The organism is Legionella cincinnatiensis, assembly GCF_900452415.1.
Classification (GTDB): domain Bacteria; phylum Pseudomonadota; class Gammaproteobacteria; order Legionellales; family Legionellaceae; genus Legionella; species Legionella cincinnatiensis.
Window position 1 is genome coordinate 690,350 of sequence record NZ_UGNX01000001.1, and the last position, 18,320, is coordinate 708,669.

An 18,320-nucleotide genomic window follows, 5' to 3' on the forward strand; every position below is an offset into this window, starting at 1 on the left:
TTAAAAACTTTGATGGCTATAAGTGTATTTACCTGTTTTTACAAGAAAAACCAAAAATATGCATAAAATCAGCTAAATTTAATTTTGTACTTTCATGAATGTCTTTTTTCATGCGATTTATAAGTGCTATCCCTTCAGCTTTGAATTCTTCCATTTTAATATTGATATTTTCTAGAGGAAAATTATACCATTCTGTTCTATAAAATTTTTCATTAAAGCTATTTATATCTTCAACAAGCTGTTGCTCATCAGTAACTAAAAACGCTTCTCCAATATATGTTTGTGTATATGCATAAATTTTGTCAAACTCCAACCATTTGTTAGGATTATCTTGAGCTTCATTTTCGAAATGATAAATGTGGTTGCGCATTTCTACCCACTTACAAATAAGCAGGTCGTAAATTTTAATTTTATTATCGATGGTTCTCTGTTTAAAACTGATTTTCATAGCCACTACATTAGAAAGATACCCAATAATAAGACCGACAATTAATGTAATAAGAGCCATTATTTCCTCCATCAATTTTTCACTTATAATAGCAGATAAAACCATAAGCATTCTTATCTTTTCACATCAATTCAAATTAGCTAATATACACCACGTTGGGTAAGATTTTGGGTATGATTCGAGTCCTTATTATTAATGTTATTTAAAATCAAAGGGTTAAAACCAGGTTCGATTCCGGCCCTGGCACCAATCAATAATTCTTAGGTAATATTCGCATTCTTATTATTTATGTTACTAAAAATCAATGAGTTACCCTAAGGTTTGATTCCAGCCCTGGCATTAATCAATAATTATTCTGTAGCAAATAAAATTAGAGCCAAAATCGCAAAGATCATTCCTAATCCATGTTTTAAACTAAGCCCCTGTTTGAGAAATATAACTGACAATAATAAAGTAATCATTGGATACATAGACGTGACTAACACTACGGGCATTGTAGGTCCATTACGTAATGCCATAATAAAGAAAATACAAGCGATGCCGCTTGCTAAGCCATTCAATAAACCATACGTGCCCCCTTTAGGACAAATATCCAGTTTAAAGTCAAGTAATATCAACGCAATAATGCCAGAAATAAGGACACCTATACTGGAATAAAAGGTAATTGAAAGAGGATTGATAAAACTTGATGCTCTTGTACCCCAGTATCCCCAAGCACCATAAAGACATAAGGCAATTATAGATGGATAATACCAAGAACTAGGATTCATACAGATACTTTACCTTATCAGCATTTTTTAGATTATTGGCATAGAATAACTGGTAGTTGATCAAAATAATACTACTAAGTGTTCTCTTTTTAATTAATCCTTAGCTTAAATGGTGGCAATATGGGTGACGGAATGCAAAATGACTTTTCTCCACGCTGAATTTAGTGTTTCTCGAATACTAATTATAAAAGGCAGAGGAAATTCTTTGCTTGGCTAGCCACACTGTGGAAAATTAAATTTACAATTTGATTAATGAGTGTTTTATAAAATATCCACAAAATCTGTGGATAAGTATGTGTGTTATCTGATGAAAAGATATCATGGAGTCGAAGTTCTAGTGTATAGGCGTGTCTGGGTGCTTTTCGTTTTTTTGTCTGTACTTCTTGGACGGCGGATAAAAGTAAAAAAACTCATTATTGGAGTTTAGAAACAGATTGAAGGGATACAAGAACTGTCTATAGGGTATATCGCTTGAGCGATTTTTTCTCTACAATAAGGATTTCACCAAAATCAAAGTAATTTATGTATAAACCATTAGCCCTTTTTATGGGTTTACGCTACACACGCGCTAGAAAGAAAAATCATTTTGTTTCTTTTATTTCTCTTAGCTCGATGCTTGGCATTGGCTTGGGGGTAATGGTTCTTATTACCGTTTTATCGGTAATGAATGGTTTTGATCAACAAATACATAAGCGATTTTTTGGTATGGCACCTGAAATTACTGTCTCTGGTCCCAATGAACGATTAAGTGATTGGCCAGAAATTGCTAAAAAAATTAAAACAATTCCAGAAATTAAAGCGCTTTCACCTTTCGTTGGAGGCCAAGGATTAATGGTTCATGATGGACAAGTGTTACCTATTGTCCTAACGGGTGTATTACCCCAAGAAGAAGAAAAAATGAGCCATCTGCAAAATAAGTTGCTTGCTGGAAATCTTAATAATTTAAAAGACTTTGGCATTATTCTTGGACGAGGTTTAGCAGATAATATGGGAACTATGATTGGGGATAAGGTAACCGTTATGATTCCTCAAGCGACCGTTACACCTGCCGGAATGATTCCTCGTTTTAAACGATTTACGGTTGTAGGTGTTTTTTCTGCAGGAACTGGATTTAATTTTGATACAAAATTAGCATTTATTAATCTGGGGGATGCGCAGAAATTATTGCAAATGGGTAATGATGTGACTGGTATTAAGATGAAGATCAATAATGTATACCAAGCGCCAGAATTATCTTCTCGGTTATCGCATTTATTAGGTGAAGAATATCAAGTAGGTAATTGGACAGAGCAATATGGATCTTTTTTTCAGGCAGTTAAAATGGAAAAAACGATGATGTTTATGATCTTATTACTGATTATTGCGGTGGCTGCATTCAATTTAGTGTCTTCTTTAGTGATGGTCGTCAATGACAAGCAGGCAGAAATTGCGATTTTGAGAACTATTGGCGCCACTCCCTCGACGATACTCTGCACCTTTATAGTCCAAGGGATGATGGTAGGAATCGTAGGGACTTTTTTGGGATTGATTGGTGGGGTAATTTTAGCAGAAAATGCAACGACTATTGTGAATCATCTACAAACTTGGTTTCATTTTAAAATTTTATCATCTAGCATTTATTTTGTGGACTATTTACCCTCTCAAATTATGCTTAGTGATTTATGGAAAGTTTGTCTTATGGCTTTATTAATGAGTTTTGTTGCAACTATTTATCCTGCTTGGAGAGCCTCAAGAACAGTGATTGCGGAGGCTTTACACTATGAGTAATCTTATTTTAAATGTTACAAAACTCTGTAAGTCTTATAGTGATGGTGCCTCTAAAGTTAATGTATTACGAGGTATTGATTTGACCATCACTGAAGGGGAGCGCTTGGCAATTATTGGCCCATCAGGTTCTGGGAAAAGCACCTTATTACATTTACTTGGTGGATTAGATAAACCAACAAGTGGGGATGTATGGATCAAGGAGGTAAATTGGCAAAAAATAAATGAAAAAAAACGCTGCCAATTACGAAATCAAGGCCTAGGGTTTATTTATCAGTTTCATCATTTATTACCCGAGTTTACTGCACTTGAAAATGTTTCTATGCCTTTACTTTTAGCAAAAAAATCGGTTAGAGATGCAGAGGCTACAGCAAGTAAAATGCTCGATGATGTTGGACTTAAAGAAAGAAAAACGCATAAACCGGCTCAACTTTCCGGAGGAGAGCGACAGAGAGTTGCCATAGCCCGAGCTTTAGTTCATCAACCTTATTGTGTTTTAGCAGATGAACCTACTGGCAATTTAGACCAGGTTACTGCAACCAAAGTTTTTGAGTTAATGTTAGAGCTGAATCGAAAAATGAATACTGCCTTGGTGATTGTCACTCATGATCATCAGTTAGCAAAACAAATGGATAGAGTTTTAGTATTAGGAGAGGGGCTTTTATCTGACCTTATATAGACTTAATGACCAGAATCGTGCTGATTTTTGCGGAAATATTTATTTTTAAGACATCGGAATTAATTAATAGGAGGTACCAAAATGTTTATAAAAATTGAACAAAATACGAAAAAAAGTTGGTTAGCTAACCAGAACGTAGCACAACTAGAGCTTACAGATACTGGTATATTAAACACACACCATTTTTTTTCTGCTAAAGAGATGTTTAAGAGTAAGATTGCTAAGAATATGTTGTTAGCTGATTCTAAGGAAATAGAAACGTCAATAGATGAGACAATTCAGAAAGGAATGTAATTTCTTTTGCCTACCCACTGAAAGGCTGTATTTGGCGTAATTACACGAATACAGCCTTTCTTCAATAGGAGCTGATCATTTTCTAATAATCAGCATGGCCAGGGGTGCGTGGGAATGGAATTACATCACGTACGTTAGCCAATCCAGTAACATAGCTCACAAAACGCTCGAGACCTAAACCAAAACCTGCATGGGGTACCGTACCGTAACGGCGTAAATCTCTATACCATTGGTAACTTTCTTTATTGAGATTGCTTTCCTCAATGCGTCTATCCAAAACATCTAAACGGTCTTCACGCTCACTACCCCCGATAATTTCACCGATGCCGGGAGCTAAGACATCCATGGCAGCAACCGTTTTTTCATCATCGTTAAGGCGCATATAAAAGCCTTTAATTTCTTGAGGATAATTAGTCAATATCACTGGTTTTTTGCAATGTATCTCTGCAAGATAACGCTCATGCTCTGATTGTAAATCGAGTCCCCAGCTGACTGGAAAATCAAATGGTTGTTCACTTTTTTCCAAAATTTTAATGGCATCAGTATAAGTCATAATTTCAAAATCTGATTCAGCAATATGCTCTACACGCTCAATACATCCAGGAGCAACAAATTGATTGAAAAAGCTCATATCGTCTGCTCGTTCTTCAAGAACAGCTTTGCATAAATAACGCAACATGGATTGACTCAAATCACATATATCAGATAATCCCGCAAAAGCGATTTCAGGTTCCACCATCCAAAACTCGGCTAAATGGCGGCTAGTGTTTGAGTTTTCCGCACGAAAAGTTGGGCCAAAAGTATAGACCTTAGACATAGCGAGACAATAAGCCTCTACGTTTAATTGTCCAGAAACGGTAAGGAATGTTTCTCTACCAAAGAAATCCTTGCTAAAGTCAATTTGACCCTGCTCACCTTTAGGTACATTGAGTAGATCTAAAGTAGATACCCGAAACATCTCCCCAGCTCCTTCACAGTCGCTTGAGGTAATAATGGGCGTATGGATCCAAAAAAAACCTTGTTCGTGGAAAAAACGATGGATGGCTTGTGATAAACAATGACGAATTCGTGTAACGGCACTAATTGTATTCGTACGAGGACGTAAATGTGCTACTTCACGTAGAAATTCAAGGGTGTGGCGTTTTGCTTGAATAGGGTAGGTATCAGGATTTTCTACCCAGCCAACGACGTTGATATGCTCTGCCTGAATTTCAAAAGTTTGACCTTTCCCTTGGGAGGCGACTAATTTACCTGAGACAATCAATGAACAGCCAGCGGTAAGTTTTGCCACTTCATCCTGATAATTCGTTAAATTATCAGTGGCTACGACTTGAATGGGAGAAAAACAGGAGCCATCGTGCATACTGATAAAAGAAAGCCCTGCTTTTGAATCACGCCGGGTTTTTACCCAGCCTCTGACAGTAACGTAGTCGTCAACACTGATTTCACCATCTAAACACTGTCTTATGGTAAAAACTTCGGTCATTTTTTACTCCTAATTATAAATATACTTAGCTTGGTCACAAAGTAAGACTTTGTATTTCTATCTGCTTGTAAGCTCCCGAATTAGAAAAAGACAGAGGTGTATTAGTGTTACATCAGCATTTTCGATTGGAGAGTCCAAGCACAACGCAGGTAGGTGACGCCAAAATTACAATTTTGTGATCACGCGAAGATAGATACCTTTTACTTAAAATGAGATGATACACTGGGCCTATCGGCATTTCTACTCTCTTGGCTAAAACGGATTGATTTTCTCAGTTTTTATGGACTCTAAAAGCATTTTATGCCCTAATACCCTGAATAGAATTATTGAGGAAGAGTCATGTTGCAAAAGATATTGTATCTATTTCTGTTCTTTTATTCTTTTAACGTTGCGGCAGATGATACGATATTAAAATTATACAGGCCCTATGGTGATGTGGAGAATCAGATTGCTCCTCAAGTCAAAAAAACCTTTAGAGGGGAGTGTTATTCACAATCTCGATTAATTGTACGTGAAGATGCATGGCGTTGCATGGCGAGTGGCAAAACTTATGATCCATGTTTTGTTAAATCGGGCCCCAATAGGACTACTGCTTTATGTCCTCAATCTCCCTGGGTGGGGGACAGCGTGCAAATCATGGTAAAACTACCCTTGAATAATGAACAGAATAAAACCTTGGATATGTCGCGTACTTACCCTTGGGCAATCGAGTTAACCAATGGCGAACATTGCCAGGCCATCAACTCAGGTAAAAGGTATGACAAGATGCCTGTGCGTTATAAATGCGGTAAAAAGAATTACTTAGTAGGACATTTACAACGATGTAAAGCCATATGGAGCATACTTGAAAAAACATCCTCTGGCGTTGTTACTGTAGAAATCAGCAAGGCTTGGTTCTAATCAGAATATTGTTGTAAATTTTAACTTACTCCATACCGCTTTACATCGTTGTAACTACCTGTTCGTATCTGAATTAATTGCTTGGCTAATGATGAACTTCATGAAGTCTCCGGGATGGCTTTTTGAAAGGCTTCAAGTGTTAAGCAATGTGTATTAATTTCATTTATAAGAGGATAATCATCCATTGCAAAATGAAAACGATGGGCATTGTATACTTGAGGGATGAGACAAAGATCCGCTAAAGAGAGTGTCCTGCCAAAACAAAAAGGTTCTTGGCGAGTAAGTGTTTGTAATTTAGCTTCGAATGCATCAAATCCGACTTTAAGCCAATGGTGATACCATTGTGTTATTTGAGATTCGCTGGGACTAAACTGATGCTTTAATTGATTTAATACTCTTAAATTATTTAGAGGATGCATATCACAGGCAACAATTAAAGCCAAAGATTTAACAGTAGCTCTATCTAGAGCATTCTGAGGCAATAAGGGAGGGGTAGGGTAAGTTTCATCGAGATAATCAATAATCGCCAATGATTGATTTATAACATGACCATTGATTTCTAAACTGGGTACTAAACCTTGAGGATTAACTTTCCGATATTCAGGACTATGTTGTTCTCCTCCATGGTTGATTAAATGAATGTTTACTTTTTCGTAGGGAATATTTTTTATATTAAGTGCAATTCGCACTCGATAGCACGCCGTGGAGCGATAATAGTCATAAAGCTTCATGGCTTATACCTTTCAACAATTTGATCAATTGCACCAAACAGACTATTTTTGTGCTGGTTTAACATTTCAATGCGAATCCTATCTCCAAAACTCATAAACGAAGTTTTTGCTTGTCCTTGCTCGATGATTTCAAGCATTCTTTTTTCAGCAATGCAGGAAGAGCCTTTACTGCGATCTGTGTTAGATACAGTACCTGAACCAATAATAGTGCCCGCACTTAACTTCCTCGTTTTTGCAGCGTGTTGAATCAACTCTGGAAAGGAAAAGGTCATATCGACACCGGCATTGGGCTGACCAAATAGTTGTCCATTTAAATGACTTAATAAGGGAAGATGCACACGTTGCCCATCCCAGTCAGAACCTAATTCATCAGCGGTTATGGCAACAGGAGAAAAGCTGCTGGAAGGTTTAGATTGAAAAAAACCAAAGCCTTTCGCAAGTTCATTGGGAATTAAATTGCGTAATGATACATCATTGACTAACATCAACAATTTAATATGTCGTCCTGCATCCTTATGATCGATACCCATAGGGACATCATCGGTGATGATCGCAACTTCAGCTTCGAAATCAATTCCAAAAGCTTCATCTGCAACTAAAATGGGATCTCGTGGACCTAGAAAAGAATCTGCACCTCCTTGGTACATCAGTGGATCAGTCCAAAAATTAGCAGGAAGCTCTGCACCACGGGCTTTGCGAACCAGTTCGACATGATTCACATAAGCACTGCCATCTGCCCATTGATAGGCACGAGGCAGGGGAGAGGTACATTCTTGCGGGTTAAAATCAAAGGTATTTTCTAATTGTCCTTCATTAAGTTGCTGATACAGTTCCTGAAGCTTTGCTTCTACTTCGTGCCAATGATCGAGGGCATATTGTAAGTTAGGTGCAATTTGGGAAACAGTGATTGCAGTAGTTAATGACTGATTGACCACACATAGTTGCCCATCCCGAGATGATGTTGATTTTAAACTCGCAAGTTTCATAAAAACCTCTTTATAAGCCTAGTTTAACCAGTAGGTGGCCCTTGTTATAGCCCCATTTCACTGGTATAAACGCCTAGGTTTAATAGGATAGAGCATATAACCCAGGCTACATTTATATTTCTTGTAATAGAGCACCTCTTCCCTGGTACGGTCATATTTGTCACGTCTTGCGCGCAAATCAGGCCGTTTACGTCAACATGGCATAGAGGAGCTGAGCCATTACTGTCTTTTTTAAACAGATGTTTCTTTTAAAGTACCGCGTTTGATTTGGTCTCTTTCAATCGCTTCAAATAAAGCTTGGAAATTACCTTCTCCAAAGCCTTGATTTCCTTTGCGTTGGATAATCTCAAAAAATACGGGGCCAAAGATATTTTCGGTGAAGATTTGCAGCAATAAACCATGTTTAGGATCCTGCTCTCCATCAATCAATATTTTTTCGTCATTCAACTGATTGACTGGTTCTTGATGCCAAGGAAGACGATCATGCAACATTTCGTAATAAGTATCGGGGACATCAAGGAATTTTACGCCTTGTTCTCTTAAGGTATGTACTGTGTGGTAAATATTGTTGGTAGTTAACGCAATATGTTGGATGCCTTCACCTTTGTATTCATGCAGAAACTCTTCGATTTGAGAGAGATCATCTTTGGATTCATTTAAAGGGATTTTAATTTTTCCACAAGGACTACCTAACGCACGACTTAACAATCCAGTCATCTTACCTTTGATGTTAAAATAGCGAATTTCTTGGAAGTTGAAAATTGACTCGTAAAAATGAGCCCATTTGTCCATATTGCCACGAAATACATTATGGGTTAGATGATCGATCAGTATTAAACCATTACCCTCTATCTTTTGATTGGGTTGATGTTCCCAATGAGCAGAGAAGGGTTGATGCTGTTCATCCACAAAATAAATCACACTACCCCCGATCGCCTGAATGGCAGGCAAACCATGATGAGCATGCTCACAATCTTCAAATGCAACAGCACCATGTTTGATGGCGTAGTCAAATGCTGCTTTGGCATTTTTAACTCTAAATCCCATTGCACAAGCCCCAGAGCCATGAGTTTTGGCATGTTCTTCAGCTTGGCAATTGGAGGCAGCATTTACTATAAATTGAATTTCACCTTGTTGAAATAAAGTAATGTCTTGGTTTTTATGATTGGCAGTGGCTTGAAAACCCATATCAGTAAACTGTTGGTGCAGACGAGTCTTGTCTGGGCCTGAAAACTCTAAGAAAGCAAAACCATCTAATCCACAAGGGTTGTTGTTTTGTTGCATTATCTATCACTCCTTTAAAATTATTCTGCTGTATCAAACATAACTGTCACATAATGATATCAACTTAAGCCCCAAACTTGTTGGGCTCATATGTGTCGCTTGGTGAAACCCGTGTTTTTAGTTTCTCGGACTGGTGACTTAAATCAGACCTAGGTTTAACATAGTTTTCTTAATGTTTCAAAAGAAGAGCTTATATGTTGTTTGGTTGTATTAATAATAATCCATCAGCTATAGGCAACAAGCTAATAAATACCCGAGGATCATTTTTAATTAAATCATTTAGTTTTCTTATTTCTCTAGTTTGTCCACCTGTTTCATTTTCATCAATTACTTTACCATCCCAGAATATATTATCTATAGCGATTAATCCTTGGGGCTGAATCAGTTTTAATGCCATTTCATAGTAATTGATGTAATTGGTTTTATCCGCATCAATAAAAATAAAATCAAATTTATGGTGCCAACCTTCATGAACTAATGTATGCAAAGTATCAAGTGCGCGTCCAAGTCGTAATTCAATTTTATGGTCTTGCTTTGCTTCTTTCCAGAAAGGATGTGCTTTACTCGTCCAGGTAGTATTGATGTCGCAAGTAATGAGTTTTCCATCATCAGGTAACATCAATGCCATTGCTAAGGCACTATAGCCTGTAAATGTTCCTAATTCTAAGATATTTTTTGCATGAATTAAACGCAAGAGCAATTGAAAAAATTGCGCTTGCTCTGGAGGGATTTGCATATTTGCCAACTCCATTGTGGATGTTTCTTTGCGTAATGCTGTTAAGGACGGGTGTTCACGCAAAGATTTATCCAGCATGTAGGTGTATAATTCGGGAGTTAGGCTAATATGCTTCATATGATCCTTTTTATTTTAAGAGAGTTTCTCTTGAGCTAAATGATCTGCTATTTCATTAGTAGGTAAATTTTCTTTGGCAGATCGCGTAAAAATTTCCATTAAATGAGTGTATATCGCATCAATTTGCTCATTAATTTTTTCTTCCGGAGTATGAAGATATTTAGATGCCGCAAAAATTAATCCTCCGGCATTAATTACATAATCTACTGCAAATAAGATATTTTTATCATGTAATTTTTTACCATGGTAAGTATGCGCTAATTGATTATTTGCAGCACCGGCAACAATTGTAGTTTGCAGTTGCGGAAGCGTAAGGTCATTAATAATAGCTCCCAATGCACAAGGAGCAAAAACATCACAGGGGACCTTGTGAATTTGCTCAGTACTTATTGGTTTTGCTCCAAATTGAGTCACAGCACGTTCAACTGCAGCTGGAGAAACATCGGCAACAGTCAGTTTGGCACCTAATTCATGTAAATGTTTGCACAGCAAGAATCCAACATGTCCTAGGCCTTGGACCGCTACATGAATTCCGCTTAGGCTGTCTTTCCCCAATTTAAAAGCAACTGCTGCTTGAATACCGCGTAAAATTCCGCGGGCAGTAGATGGAGACGGATCACCATCATACTTGGATAAACTGGCGACATAAGGAGTATGTTCTGCAATGATGTCCATATCCTTTAATTCAGTTCCGCTATCGAGAGCAGTGATGTAACGTCCGTTTAATTCATGAACGAATTTACCAAATTGATGCATATATTGAGCACGATCGAAGGGCTCTCTAGGTTTTATGATAACAGACTTACCACCTCCTAAAGGTAGATTCACCGAGGCGGCTTTAAAGCTCATTCCACGAGCAAGGCGCATTGCATCTTTAACTGCAGCCTGAGTATTGGGATACTCAATAAAACGACACCCTCCTAAAGCAGGTCCTAGTTTGGTGTTGTGTATGGCTATTATTGCTTTCATTCCTGTTTCGGGATCAACCTTAAAGTGCAAATCACCAAATCCATGAGAGAGCGCATAATCAAGAAAATCATCATCGGCTATTGTTTGGTTACTATTAGAGATATTGTCCACAGACATCATGTTTCGCTCCGATTGAAATATTTGCAGAAGTTATATTCCTATTTTTTGATTAAATCAATGGTACCGTTTAATAATTTGGTATCTTTGGGTTTGCTGATATACACTTATTCGATTATTTATCAACTTGGAGAGTGTTATGCGTCAAGTAGTTCAAATGCTGGCTTTGATGGTAGTTACACCGTTTGCCTTTGCGGAAAATGTCTTACCACCGCCACCGCCGCAACCTCAATTAGTGCTTGATAAAATTGATTTCCAACTTTCGGCAAAACAATGGGTTACAACGCAAACTGCATTGCTTGGTGTCACTATTAATGTAACTTTAAACAATGCGGATCTTGTTAAAGCTCGTTCTGATATTATGGAGCGATTAAACAAAATCGCCAAAGGAGATTGGCATCTCGTTCAATTTGATCGTTCACAGGACAGCTCTGGGCTTGAGAAACTTTATGTACAAGCTCAAGCGCGAGTAAATCAGGAGGTATTAACTGATATTTATCAAAATGCTAAGGTTGTAAGCTCGCCTGGTGCTCAATATGAAATCTCCAGTGTAGATTTCAAACCAAGTTTTGATGAAACACAAATGGTTCTAACTCAAATTCGGCAGCGCTTGTATCAACAAGTAAATGATGAGCTTGATCGCATTAATAAGGCCTATCCAACCCAAAATTATAGTGTGAGTAACTTGGTTTTTGTTGATGGAAATAATCCTCCTCAGCCAAGGCCTTATCAAGCCAAAGAGATGAATACGATGTTGGCTACAGCTGCGCCTGCAGCACCTGCTTTGACGGTAAGCAATGAGCTTATATTAACAGCTATAGTTGAGGTTGCTGCAAATCGTAAACAATAAGTTGAGAAAATAGTTGTCATTTAGGTGGCGTATCGCAGACACTAGAAGGGTATTGTTACGCTTCATGCTCATGTTAAGTTAAGGTCAATTACGGATAAGCGAGCGAGTTATTACTTCGAAGCCTTGGCAGGTACTTTCAAATCCGATGTCAAGGCTTCGAGATGGCATAAATGCCTCCCCAGTCCGAACGGTTCGTGATGGAGGCTGGATCTAAGTAAATTCTTTATTAGATCTTTGGATCCCGTGGACAAGCCACGGGAAGTAGACACGAGCCTTAACTGAACGTGAGTTTCGTATAAGAGAACGTGGTTTTAGTTTGAGCCGTTCGGGCTGAGGAAGCGCATCGCGCTGTCTCGAAGCCTTAGGACAAATTTTCAAGTTCTGGGCTAAGGCTTCGAGATGGCGTAAACGCCTCTTCAGCCCGAACGGTTCGTGATGGAGGCTGGATCTAAGTAAATTCTTTATTAGTCTTTGGCTCCCGTGGACAAGCCACGGGAAGTAGGCACTAGTCTTAACTGAAACGTGAGTTTCGTATAAGAGAACGTGGTTTTAGTTTGAGCCGTTCGGGCTGAGGAAGCGCATCGCGCTGTCTCGAAGCCTTAGGACAAATTTTCAAGTTCTGGGCTAAGGCTTCGAGATGGCGTAAACGCCTCCTCAGCCCGAACGGTTCGCGATGGAGGCTGGATCTAAGTAAATTCTTTATTAGTCTTTGGCTCCCGTGGACAAGCCACGAGAAGTAGGCACTAGCCTTAACTGAAACGTGAGTTTCGTATAAGAGAACGTGGTTTTAGTTTGAGCCGTTCGGGCTGAGGAAGCGCATCGCGCTGTCTCGAAGGCTTAGTACGAATTTTCAAATTCTGGGCTCAGGCTTCGAGATGGCATAAATGCCTCCCCAGCCCGAACGGATGGGGATAGTAACGGGTTATAATTACATCTTTATCCATAACTGACGTTACGTTAAGGAAGTTAATTACGCGCCTAGGGGAGATGACTGCTTTCTTGGTATTTAAAAGGTGGGCGCATGACGCGTGTCTTATGCTTTTACTTGAAGGGGATTAATTTGTTGGCTGTAGAAAAAATTATTGGACATAGAGGCGCCTCTGCTTATGCTCCTGAAAATACCATAGCGGCATTTGATAAAGCTTTAGCTTTAGGATGCCGTTTCATTGAGTTTGATGTGATGTGCTGTTCTGATGGTGAGCCTTTTGTCATTCATGATGACTGTTTAAAAAGGACGACAAATGGACGAGGGAGTGTTGGTTTAGTTGATTCAGATTATTTACAATCCTTAGATGCTGGTTCTTGGTTTTCACGGCGATTTAAAGGAGAACATATTCCTCATTTTAAAGAGGCTTTGAACTGGCTGTCTGTTGCAAATATGCAAGCAAATATTGAGATTAAACCTTATCCTGGTACAGAAGAGCAAACAGCGGTAGCAGTAATGAGCCATATTAATCGCTATTGGCCGTCTGAAAAAAATTTACCTTTAGTATCCAGTTTTTCTTGGGATGCTTTGACATTATGTCGAAGCATCGCCCCGGAGATGCCTTTAGGTTTACTATTGCATGTTTGGGATGAGCAATGGTTGCAAAAAGCAAAACAATTAGAATGTTTTTCCATTCATTTTAACCGTAGAGTTTTAACCAAAGAGCGGGTTAAGGAGATAAAAGCTGAAGGTTATGTGCTTTGTGCTTATACGGTTAATCGCAAGCGATTAGCAAATAAATTATTTGATTGGGGTGTCGATGCAATTTTTAGTGATTATCCTGACTTATTAGCATGAAAAAAATAACTCATCATTACTTTAGATGTCTCATTATTCTGAATTGTTTCGTTGCTTTATTGTGCTCTTTTCCGGCACAGGCAGAGCGGGTCGAGCTGGTATTTTGGCATGGAATGGCAGGACATTTAGGAGAAGAGGTCAAAGCACTTGCTTATGAATTTAACCAAAGCCAAAGCAAATACTTGATTAAACCTGTGTATAAAGGAAACTATGTTGAAACCTTAACCAGTTTTGCTGCCGCATTCAGAGCACATCATCCACCTGCAATCGTGCAAATATTTGAAGTTGGCACTGAAATTATGCTTTCGCCTAAGGGTGTTATTAAACCAGTAGATGAACTTATGCAAGAACAAGGAGTTCGTCTCCCTAAAGAAGATTTTATACAATCTATTCGGGAATTTTATAGCAAAAATGGGGAGTTGATGGCTTTGCCTTTTAATCTTTCAGTTGCTACTTTGTATTATAATTTAGATATTCTTGCTAAGGTAGGTTATACCCAGACGAATTTTCCACGTACGTGGAATGAAATGGAAGTATTGGCTAAAAAGTTAAAAAATGCAGGTTATGATTGTACTTATACAACAGCTTATCCAGGCTGGGTACTTTTTGAATCTTTCTTAGCAATTCATGGATTACCATTAACTCAAGATGAGCGTGCTGTTTTTGCTACTTCCCAATTATTAAGTCATTTTGAACGCTTAAAGCGTTGGCATTCTCTTCACTATTTTCGTTACGCAGGAAGAGTAGATGATGCCACTATTTTATTTACCAGTGGAATTTGTCCTTTATTTAGTCAATCTTCAGGCGCTTACAATAGTTTATCGGCATTAGTTCCTTTTCATCTGGGTATCGCAAGTATGCCTTTAGACACACAAGTGAGTAAAATAAGGCACGCCAATGTTGCAGGGGGGGCTGCTCTATGGGCCGTATCCGGACAAACAAAGGAGCAATATCAGGGAATCGCACAATTCTTTGCTTTTATAGTAAAGCCAGAAATACAAACACGATGGCACAAGCATACAGGGTATCTTCCTGTTGGCTTGCAAGGTATCTACGCCAGTATTCTACAAAGCAGTCATCACCCTACATTACTTATGGCTCAAGCTGATTTAGAAGGTGAAACACATAACAAATCATTACGTCGCTTTGGCCCACAAAACCAAATCCGTAGTATTAACGATGAAGCATTAGAAGCTATGTTTGCTGGGTTTATAAGCCCGAGTAATGCCTTACAGGAGTCTTCTATACGAACGAATCATGTGTTATTGCGTTTCATCCAAAATACAGAGGGACAATGAGGGTAAGATGAGTTAAATGCTATGCATCCTGGGATAACATTCGTATACCACCATAAAATGCATTTTTATGTCGAACCAAGTTATTTATGAATAATAACGACGGATTCATAGGTGTCTGTATCAGTAGGGACATCTGGATACACAACTTGGGGGGGATTATAGCCTGGCGCATAAGTGTAATGAATTGGGACGTTTGAGGTACCAACCACAGTTGCAGTAGGAGCGCAACCTGTTAGAGAAGAAAGTATTATCCCTAATAGACTACAAGAGAAAATCATCTTTATCATAAAAACTACCTTAAGGCATACAAAAAACGGTACGCCTTTGAATCTTATTGTATAATTATAGACCAATTCGGAGCTAAGAGGTATAGAGTTTAGGAGGCACAGCCATAAGGTATTCGGGTCTTGGAAGACGAATTGTCAACAGATCCTAATACCTTATAAAATTTTTATAAAGGCTCGAGAAAATGATGTAAGTCAGATTTTTGGCCCAATCGATATTGATAAACAACGTAAAAAGCCATAATGTTTTTTAAGTAATTGCGTGTCTCTTGCCAGGGTAAGGTTTCTATCCATACGTCAATTTCTTTGGGAGGATGAGTTTTTAACCAATAAACCACTTGTTTAGGACCAGCATTATAAGCTGCTGCAATAAGGATAGGATGATGACCAAATCGCTTTGCGAGCTGTTTTAAATAAGCAACGCCTATATTAATATTTTTTTGGGGTAGAAATAATTGTTTTTGATCATTATAGGGAATCTTATCTGCCTTTGATACGACTCGTGCAGTATAGGGCATGACTTGCATTAAACCACGAGCGCCAGCTGAAGACGTCGCATCATCTCTGAATCCGCTTTCTTGGCGGATAATGGCATAAATAAATTCAGGTTCCACCGTATATTTTTTAGAATAAAGTGAGATACTGTCTTTGTAGGCGAGCGGAAATCTTAAAGAAAGTTGATTATTAAGCGTTTCGTTATTACTGAGATAAACGGATTTGCCATGCCACTGTAGTTTACTATCAAGCCAATAAACTAAAGCACTTGCCTCCTCTTTGGGCAGCTCACTGATAAAGTCATTGAGCAATCGTGATGCTTGCAGATTTTGTTTGGTGACGTAGAGTGTTTTAATTTGGTCGATAAAAGATTGATAAGGTTTCAAAACTTCTAAGTTGGTTGTGGGTGCCTCATTACTAAAGCTTGGTGTTTTATCAAGACGTAAACTGGCTAAAAAACCATAATATTGTCTATTTTTAGCTAAAGGCTCATAAATTGCGCGCGCCTCTGTCATTTTGCCTTGCTCTTCTAAGGCGCGAGCTAGCCAATATTGCCAACAAGGTTCCTCTTTATTTTTTGAATCATTAATTAAGGTTGTGACTTGAGCCCAATTTTTATGTTTTAACGCGAAACGTATTTGCCAATCCAGTAAAGTATCATTGTAATATTGTGGCTTTACTTTAGCGAACCATTGCAATGTATCCTCATTATTCCGCATTGCCTTATAAAGTGCTACATGGGCTAAAAAGGCTTGTTGTTGTTCTTGGTTTAGCATCTTTTGGGTTTTACTTTGTTGCCATAATTTAAGCGCTTGATCCATATTTGTTGAAACCATGTGCTTAAGGCCATAAAGATAAATGGTACTGTTTAATCCACCGGGACTAAGCTTGCTTACGTTAGCGGGATTTTGGATCACAGCATTTAATGCCTGAATTTCTGCTGCGGGAGATATTTTGTATTGTTTTAACAAATAACGAGCTAACTGTATGTTACGTTGTTCTAATGCTAGGTCAAAACGTTTCGTAATTAAGTCCCGATCTAATTTATTGTTTTTCAATAATAAATTAAATAAGCTATCGCATGATGGTGGTCTTGAGCTTCCCGTTAACCATAAAGGAATCGACTCTTTTATGGCTTCATCCTGCATTCCTAAATTATATTTTGCAATCTGGTCATAACACACAAGATTAATATCCTGAGAGGGTTGGTAATATTGATTGAAATGAGTCCAATCTTTGTTTTTAGCCAATTCATAAAGCCATTTATCCCGTAATTTGGTTGAAAGAGCGCCATCTCCACTAATAAACTCGAGGAATGTGGTATCAGGCGTAGCAGGAATATTTTGACTATAGAAGAGATAAGTATTAAATCGATCCATATAGGCCTGGCCTGAAAGAGCATGACATAGCAGTGATCCCATAAGTCCGCATAGTAATAAAATGATATTTTTCATGACTCTCTTACATTAAAGTTTTTTATACATTGGCTAATTGGGTGCGCATAGCACTAATGGTGTCTTTGTAATTGGCACTTTTAAATACTGCAGCGCCTGCAACAAATTGATTTGCTCCGGCGCGTGCTAAGGTGGCGATATTGTCTATTGTAACGCCTCCATCCACACAAAGATCAAGTTGAGGATAGCGTTCACGGATTTGTGGTATTTTGTTAATGATTTCAGGAATAAGTTTTTGACCACCAAAGCCTGGGTTCACAGTCATGATGAGTACAAAATCAAGTTTATGAGCACACCACGTTAATACCTCAATGGGTGTTGCCGGGTTTAATACTAAGCCAGCCTTGCATCCTAAATCTTTAATAAGGTTAAGGCTACGATCGATGTGGATGGTAGCATTCGGATGGATACTAATACGTTTTGCGCCAGCTTTTGCAAAAGATTCAATCAGTGCATCTACAGGTTGAATCATGAGATGTACATCTATAGGAAGTTTGGGGAAGCGTTTGATTAAAGCATCGCAAAATGCAGGGCCAAATGTCAAATTAGGTACGTAGTGATTATCCATGACATCAAAATGAATAAAATCAGCTCCAGCTTTCATTACAGCATCGACTTCAGTGCCAAGACAAGTAAGATCAGCGGATAATATTGAAGGTAATATATGGTAAGCCATGGTTTATGTATTTAAAATTCGGTGTATACGCATATAATATGCTGTCTTGAAAAAACATTCTATTGCTATCGTGTGGAAAGCAATAAATTGTTTTCAGGTAGCATGATTATGGTGCATAGGATGCTGCGGAGCATAATAAACTTCTTCAATATTTGAACTCAATATTGAGAATTTGAACAAAATCTGAGATAATATCAGA

Annotated in this window: 18 protein-coding genes; 7 read left to right on the forward strand and 11 right to left on the reverse strand. The window is 38.2% G+C overall.

Annotated elements, in window-relative coordinates:
- Positions 1–28 precede the first annotated feature (28 nt).
- Positions 29–508 (reverse strand): hypothetical protein, encoded by a 480-nt coding sequence (locus DYH34_RS03050; protein ID WP_131775208.1) that lies wholly within the window; start codon positions 506–508, stop codon positions 29–31.
- Between the two features lie 290 nt (positions 509–798).
- Positions 799–1,218 carry an EamA family transporter gene (locus tag DYH34_RS03055; protein ID WP_003632925.1) on the reverse strand — a complete coding sequence of 140 codons (420 nt, stop codon included), beginning with the start codon at positions 1,216–1,218 and terminating at the stop codon, positions 799–801.
- Between the two features lie 522 nt (positions 1,219–1,740).
- Here DYH34_RS03055 and DYH34_RS03060 point away from each other — a divergent pair.
- The 3 genes from DYH34_RS03060 (at position 1,741) to DYH34_RS03070 (ending at position 3,955) form a co-directional block, all read left to right on the forward strand.
- Positions 1,741–2,985: a lipoprotein-releasing ABC transporter permease subunit gene (locus tag DYH34_RS03060; RefSeq protein WP_058465077.1), complete on the forward strand. Its 1,245-nt coding sequence runs from the start codon at positions 1,741–1,743 to the stop codon at positions 2,983–2,985.
- Entirely contained in the window at positions 2,978–3,661 is a 684-nt protein-coding gene (lolD, locus tag DYH34_RS03065) for a lipoprotein-releasing ABC transporter ATP-binding protein LolD (protein WP_058465078.1), read from the forward strand. The genes DYH34_RS03060 and lolD overlap by 8 nt, the downstream gene beginning before the upstream one ends.
- A gap of 81 nt (positions 3,662–3,742) precedes the next feature.
- Positions 3,743–3,955 carry a hypothetical protein gene (locus tag DYH34_RS03070; RefSeq protein ID WP_058465079.1) on the forward strand — a complete coding sequence of 71 codons (213 nt, stop codon included), beginning with the start codon at positions 3,743–3,745 and terminating at the stop codon, positions 3,953–3,955.
- 82 nt (positions 3,956–4,037) lie between these two features.
- Here DYH34_RS03070 and asnS read toward each other — a convergent pair whose 3' ends face one another.
- Positions 4,038–5,441, reverse strand: coding sequence for an asparagine--tRNA ligase (gene asnS, locus DYH34_RS03075; protein WP_058465080.1), 1,404 nt, complete (start codon positions 5,439–5,441; stop codon positions 4,038–4,040).
- Positions 5,442–5,780: 339 nt separating this feature from the next.
- Between asnS and DYH34_RS03080 the strand changes: the two genes are divergently transcribed.
- Complete coding sequence (locus DYH34_RS03080; protein WP_058465081.1) at positions 5,781–6,341, forward strand: hypothetical protein; 561 nt, start codon at positions 5,781–5,783, stop codon at positions 6,339–6,341.
- A 98-nt stretch (positions 6,342–6,439) separates the two neighbouring features.
- On the opposite strand, the gene maiA is transcribed toward DYH34_RS03080, so the two are convergent.
- From maiA to DYH34_RS03105, 5 genes are all read right to left on the reverse strand, one after another.
- Complete coding sequence (maiA, locus tag DYH34_RS03085; RefSeq protein ID WP_058465082.1) at positions 6,440–7,072, reverse strand: maleylacetoacetate isomerase; 633 nt, start codon at positions 7,070–7,072, stop codon at positions 6,440–6,442.
- Positions 7,069–8,058, reverse strand: coding sequence for a fumarylacetoacetate hydrolase family protein (locus tag DYH34_RS03090; protein ID WP_058465083.1), 990 nt, complete (start codon positions 8,056–8,058; stop codon positions 7,069–7,071). The genes maiA and DYH34_RS03090 overlap by 4 nt, the downstream gene beginning before the upstream one ends.
- Positions 8,059–8,289: 231 nt before the next feature.
- Entirely contained in the window at positions 8,290–9,342 is a 1,053-nt protein-coding gene (gene hppD, locus DYH34_RS03095; RefSeq protein ID WP_058465084.1) for a 4-hydroxyphenylpyruvate dioxygenase, read from the reverse strand.
- 190 nt (positions 9,343–9,532) lie between these two features.
- Positions 9,533–10,195, reverse strand: a complete 663-nt coding sequence (locus DYH34_RS03100) for a class I SAM-dependent methyltransferase (RefSeq protein ID WP_058465085.1) — start codon at positions 10,193–10,195, stop codon at positions 9,533–9,535.
- Between the two features lie 15 nt (positions 10,196–10,210).
- Positions 10,211–11,284 carry a Leu/Phe/Val dehydrogenase gene (locus DYH34_RS03105; RefSeq protein WP_058465086.1) on the reverse strand — a complete coding sequence of 358 codons (1,074 nt, stop codon included), beginning with the start codon at positions 11,282–11,284 and terminating at the stop codon, positions 10,211–10,213.
- A 136-nt stretch (positions 11,285–11,420) separates the two neighbouring features.
- On the opposite strand from DYH34_RS03105, the gene DYH34_RS03110 reads away from it, so the two are divergent.
- From DYH34_RS03110 to DYH34_RS03120, 3 genes are all read left to right on the forward strand, one after another.
- Positions 11,421–12,131 carry a hypothetical protein gene (locus tag DYH34_RS03110; RefSeq protein WP_058465087.1) on the forward strand — a complete coding sequence of 237 codons (711 nt, stop codon included), beginning with the start codon at positions 11,421–11,423 and terminating at the stop codon, positions 12,129–12,131.
- A 1,063-nt stretch (positions 12,132–13,194) separates the two neighbouring features.
- On the forward strand, positions 13,195–13,914 hold the full coding sequence (gene ugpQ, locus DYH34_RS03115; RefSeq protein ID WP_115342646.1) for a glycerophosphodiester phosphodiesterase: 720 nt from the start codon (positions 13,195–13,197) through the stop codon (positions 13,912–13,914).
- A complete protein-coding gene (locus tag DYH34_RS03120) occupies positions 13,911–15,212 on the forward strand; it encodes an extracellular solute-binding protein (protein ID WP_058463462.1) in 1,302 nt (433 codons plus the stop codon). Before ugpQ ends, DYH34_RS03120 begins: the two co-directional genes overlap by 4 nt.
- Positions 15,213–15,292: 80 nt before the next feature.
- Here the strand turns inward: DYH34_RS03120 and DYH34_RS17885 are convergent, their stop codons facing one another.
- The 3 genes from DYH34_RS17885 to rpe all read right to left on the reverse strand — a co-directional run bounded on the left by DYH34_RS17885 (position 15,293) and on the right by rpe (position 18,121).
- Complete coding sequence (locus DYH34_RS17885; RefSeq protein ID WP_131775176.1) at positions 15,293–15,499, reverse strand: hypothetical protein; 207 nt, start codon at positions 15,497–15,499, stop codon at positions 15,293–15,295.
- 164 nt (positions 15,500–15,663) lie between these two features.
- Complete coding sequence (locus tag DYH34_RS03125) at positions 15,664–17,445, reverse strand: transglycosylase SLT domain-containing protein (RefSeq protein ID WP_058463461.1); 1,782 nt, start codon at positions 17,443–17,445, stop codon at positions 15,664–15,666.
- Positions 17,446–17,467: 22 nt separating this feature from the next.
- On the reverse strand, positions 17,468–18,121 hold the full coding sequence (gene rpe / locus DYH34_RS03130; RefSeq protein WP_058463460.1) for a ribulose-phosphate 3-epimerase: 654 nt from the start codon (positions 18,119–18,121) through the stop codon (positions 17,468–17,470).
- Positions 18,122–18,320 lie beyond the last annotated feature (199 nt).

Excerpts from the sequence above, each read along its gene's own strand:
- DYH34_RS03055 (WP_003632925.1), bottom strand. The coding sequence starts at position 1,218 with ATGAATCCTAGTTCTTGGTATTATCCATCTATAATTGCCTTATGTCTT.
- hppD (WP_058465084.1), bottom strand. The coding sequence starts at position 9,342 with ATGCAACAAAACAACAACCCTTGTGGATTAGATGGTTTTGCTTTCTTA.
- DYH34_RS03080 (WP_058465081.1), top strand. The coding sequence starts at position 5,781 with ATGTTGCAAAAGATATTGTATCTATTTCTGTTCTTTTATTCTTTTAAC.
- DYH34_RS03120 (WP_058463462.1), top strand. The coding sequence starts at position 13,911 with ATGAAAAAAATAACTCATCATTACTTTAGATGTCTCATTATTCTGAAT.
- DYH34_RS03125 (WP_058463461.1), bottom strand. The coding sequence starts at position 17,445 with ATGAAAAATATCATTTTATTACTATGCGGACTTATGGGATCACTGCTA.
- asnS (WP_058465080.1), bottom strand. The coding sequence starts at position 5,441 with ATGACCGAAGTTTTTACCATAAGACAGTGTTTAGATGGTGAAATCAGT.
- DYH34_RS03070 (WP_058465079.1), top strand. The coding sequence starts at position 3,743 with ATGTTTATAAAAATTGAACAAAATACGAAAAAAAGTTGGTTAGCTAAC.
- DYH34_RS03110 (WP_058465087.1), top strand. The coding sequence starts at position 11,421 with ATGCGTCAAGTAGTTCAAATGCTGGCTTTGATGGTAGTTACACCGTTT.
- rpe (WP_058463460.1), bottom strand. The coding sequence starts at position 18,121 with ATGGCTTACCATATATTACCTTCAATATTATCCGCTGATCTTACTTGT.
- DYH34_RS03090 (WP_058465083.1), bottom strand. The coding sequence starts at position 8,058 with ATGAAACTTGCGAGTTTAAAATCAACATCATCTCGGGATGGGCAACTA.
- DYH34_RS03050 (WP_131775208.1), bottom strand. The coding sequence starts at position 508 with ATGGCTCTTATTACATTAATTGTCGGTCTTATTATTGGGTATCTTTCT.
- maiA (WP_058465082.1), bottom strand. The coding sequence starts at position 7,072 with ATGAAGCTTTATGACTATTATCGCTCCACGGCGTGCTATCGAGTGCGA.
- DYH34_RS17885 (WP_131775176.1), bottom strand. The coding sequence starts at position 15,499 with ATGATAAAGATGATTTTCTCTTGTAGTCTATTAGGGATAATACTTTCT.
- DYH34_RS03105 (WP_058465086.1), bottom strand. The coding sequence starts at position 11,284 with ATGATGTCTGTGGACAATATCTCTAATAGTAACCAAACAATAGCCGAT.
- lolD (WP_058465078.1), top strand. The coding sequence starts at position 2,978 with ATGAGTAATCTTATTTTAAATGTTACAAAACTCTGTAAGTCTTATAGT.
- DYH34_RS03100 (WP_058465085.1), bottom strand. The coding sequence starts at position 10,195 with ATGAAGCATATTAGCCTAACTCCCGAATTATACACCTACATGCTGGAT.
- DYH34_RS03060 (WP_058465077.1), top strand. The coding sequence starts at position 1,741 with ATGTATAAACCATTAGCCCTTTTTATGGGTTTACGCTACACACGCGCT.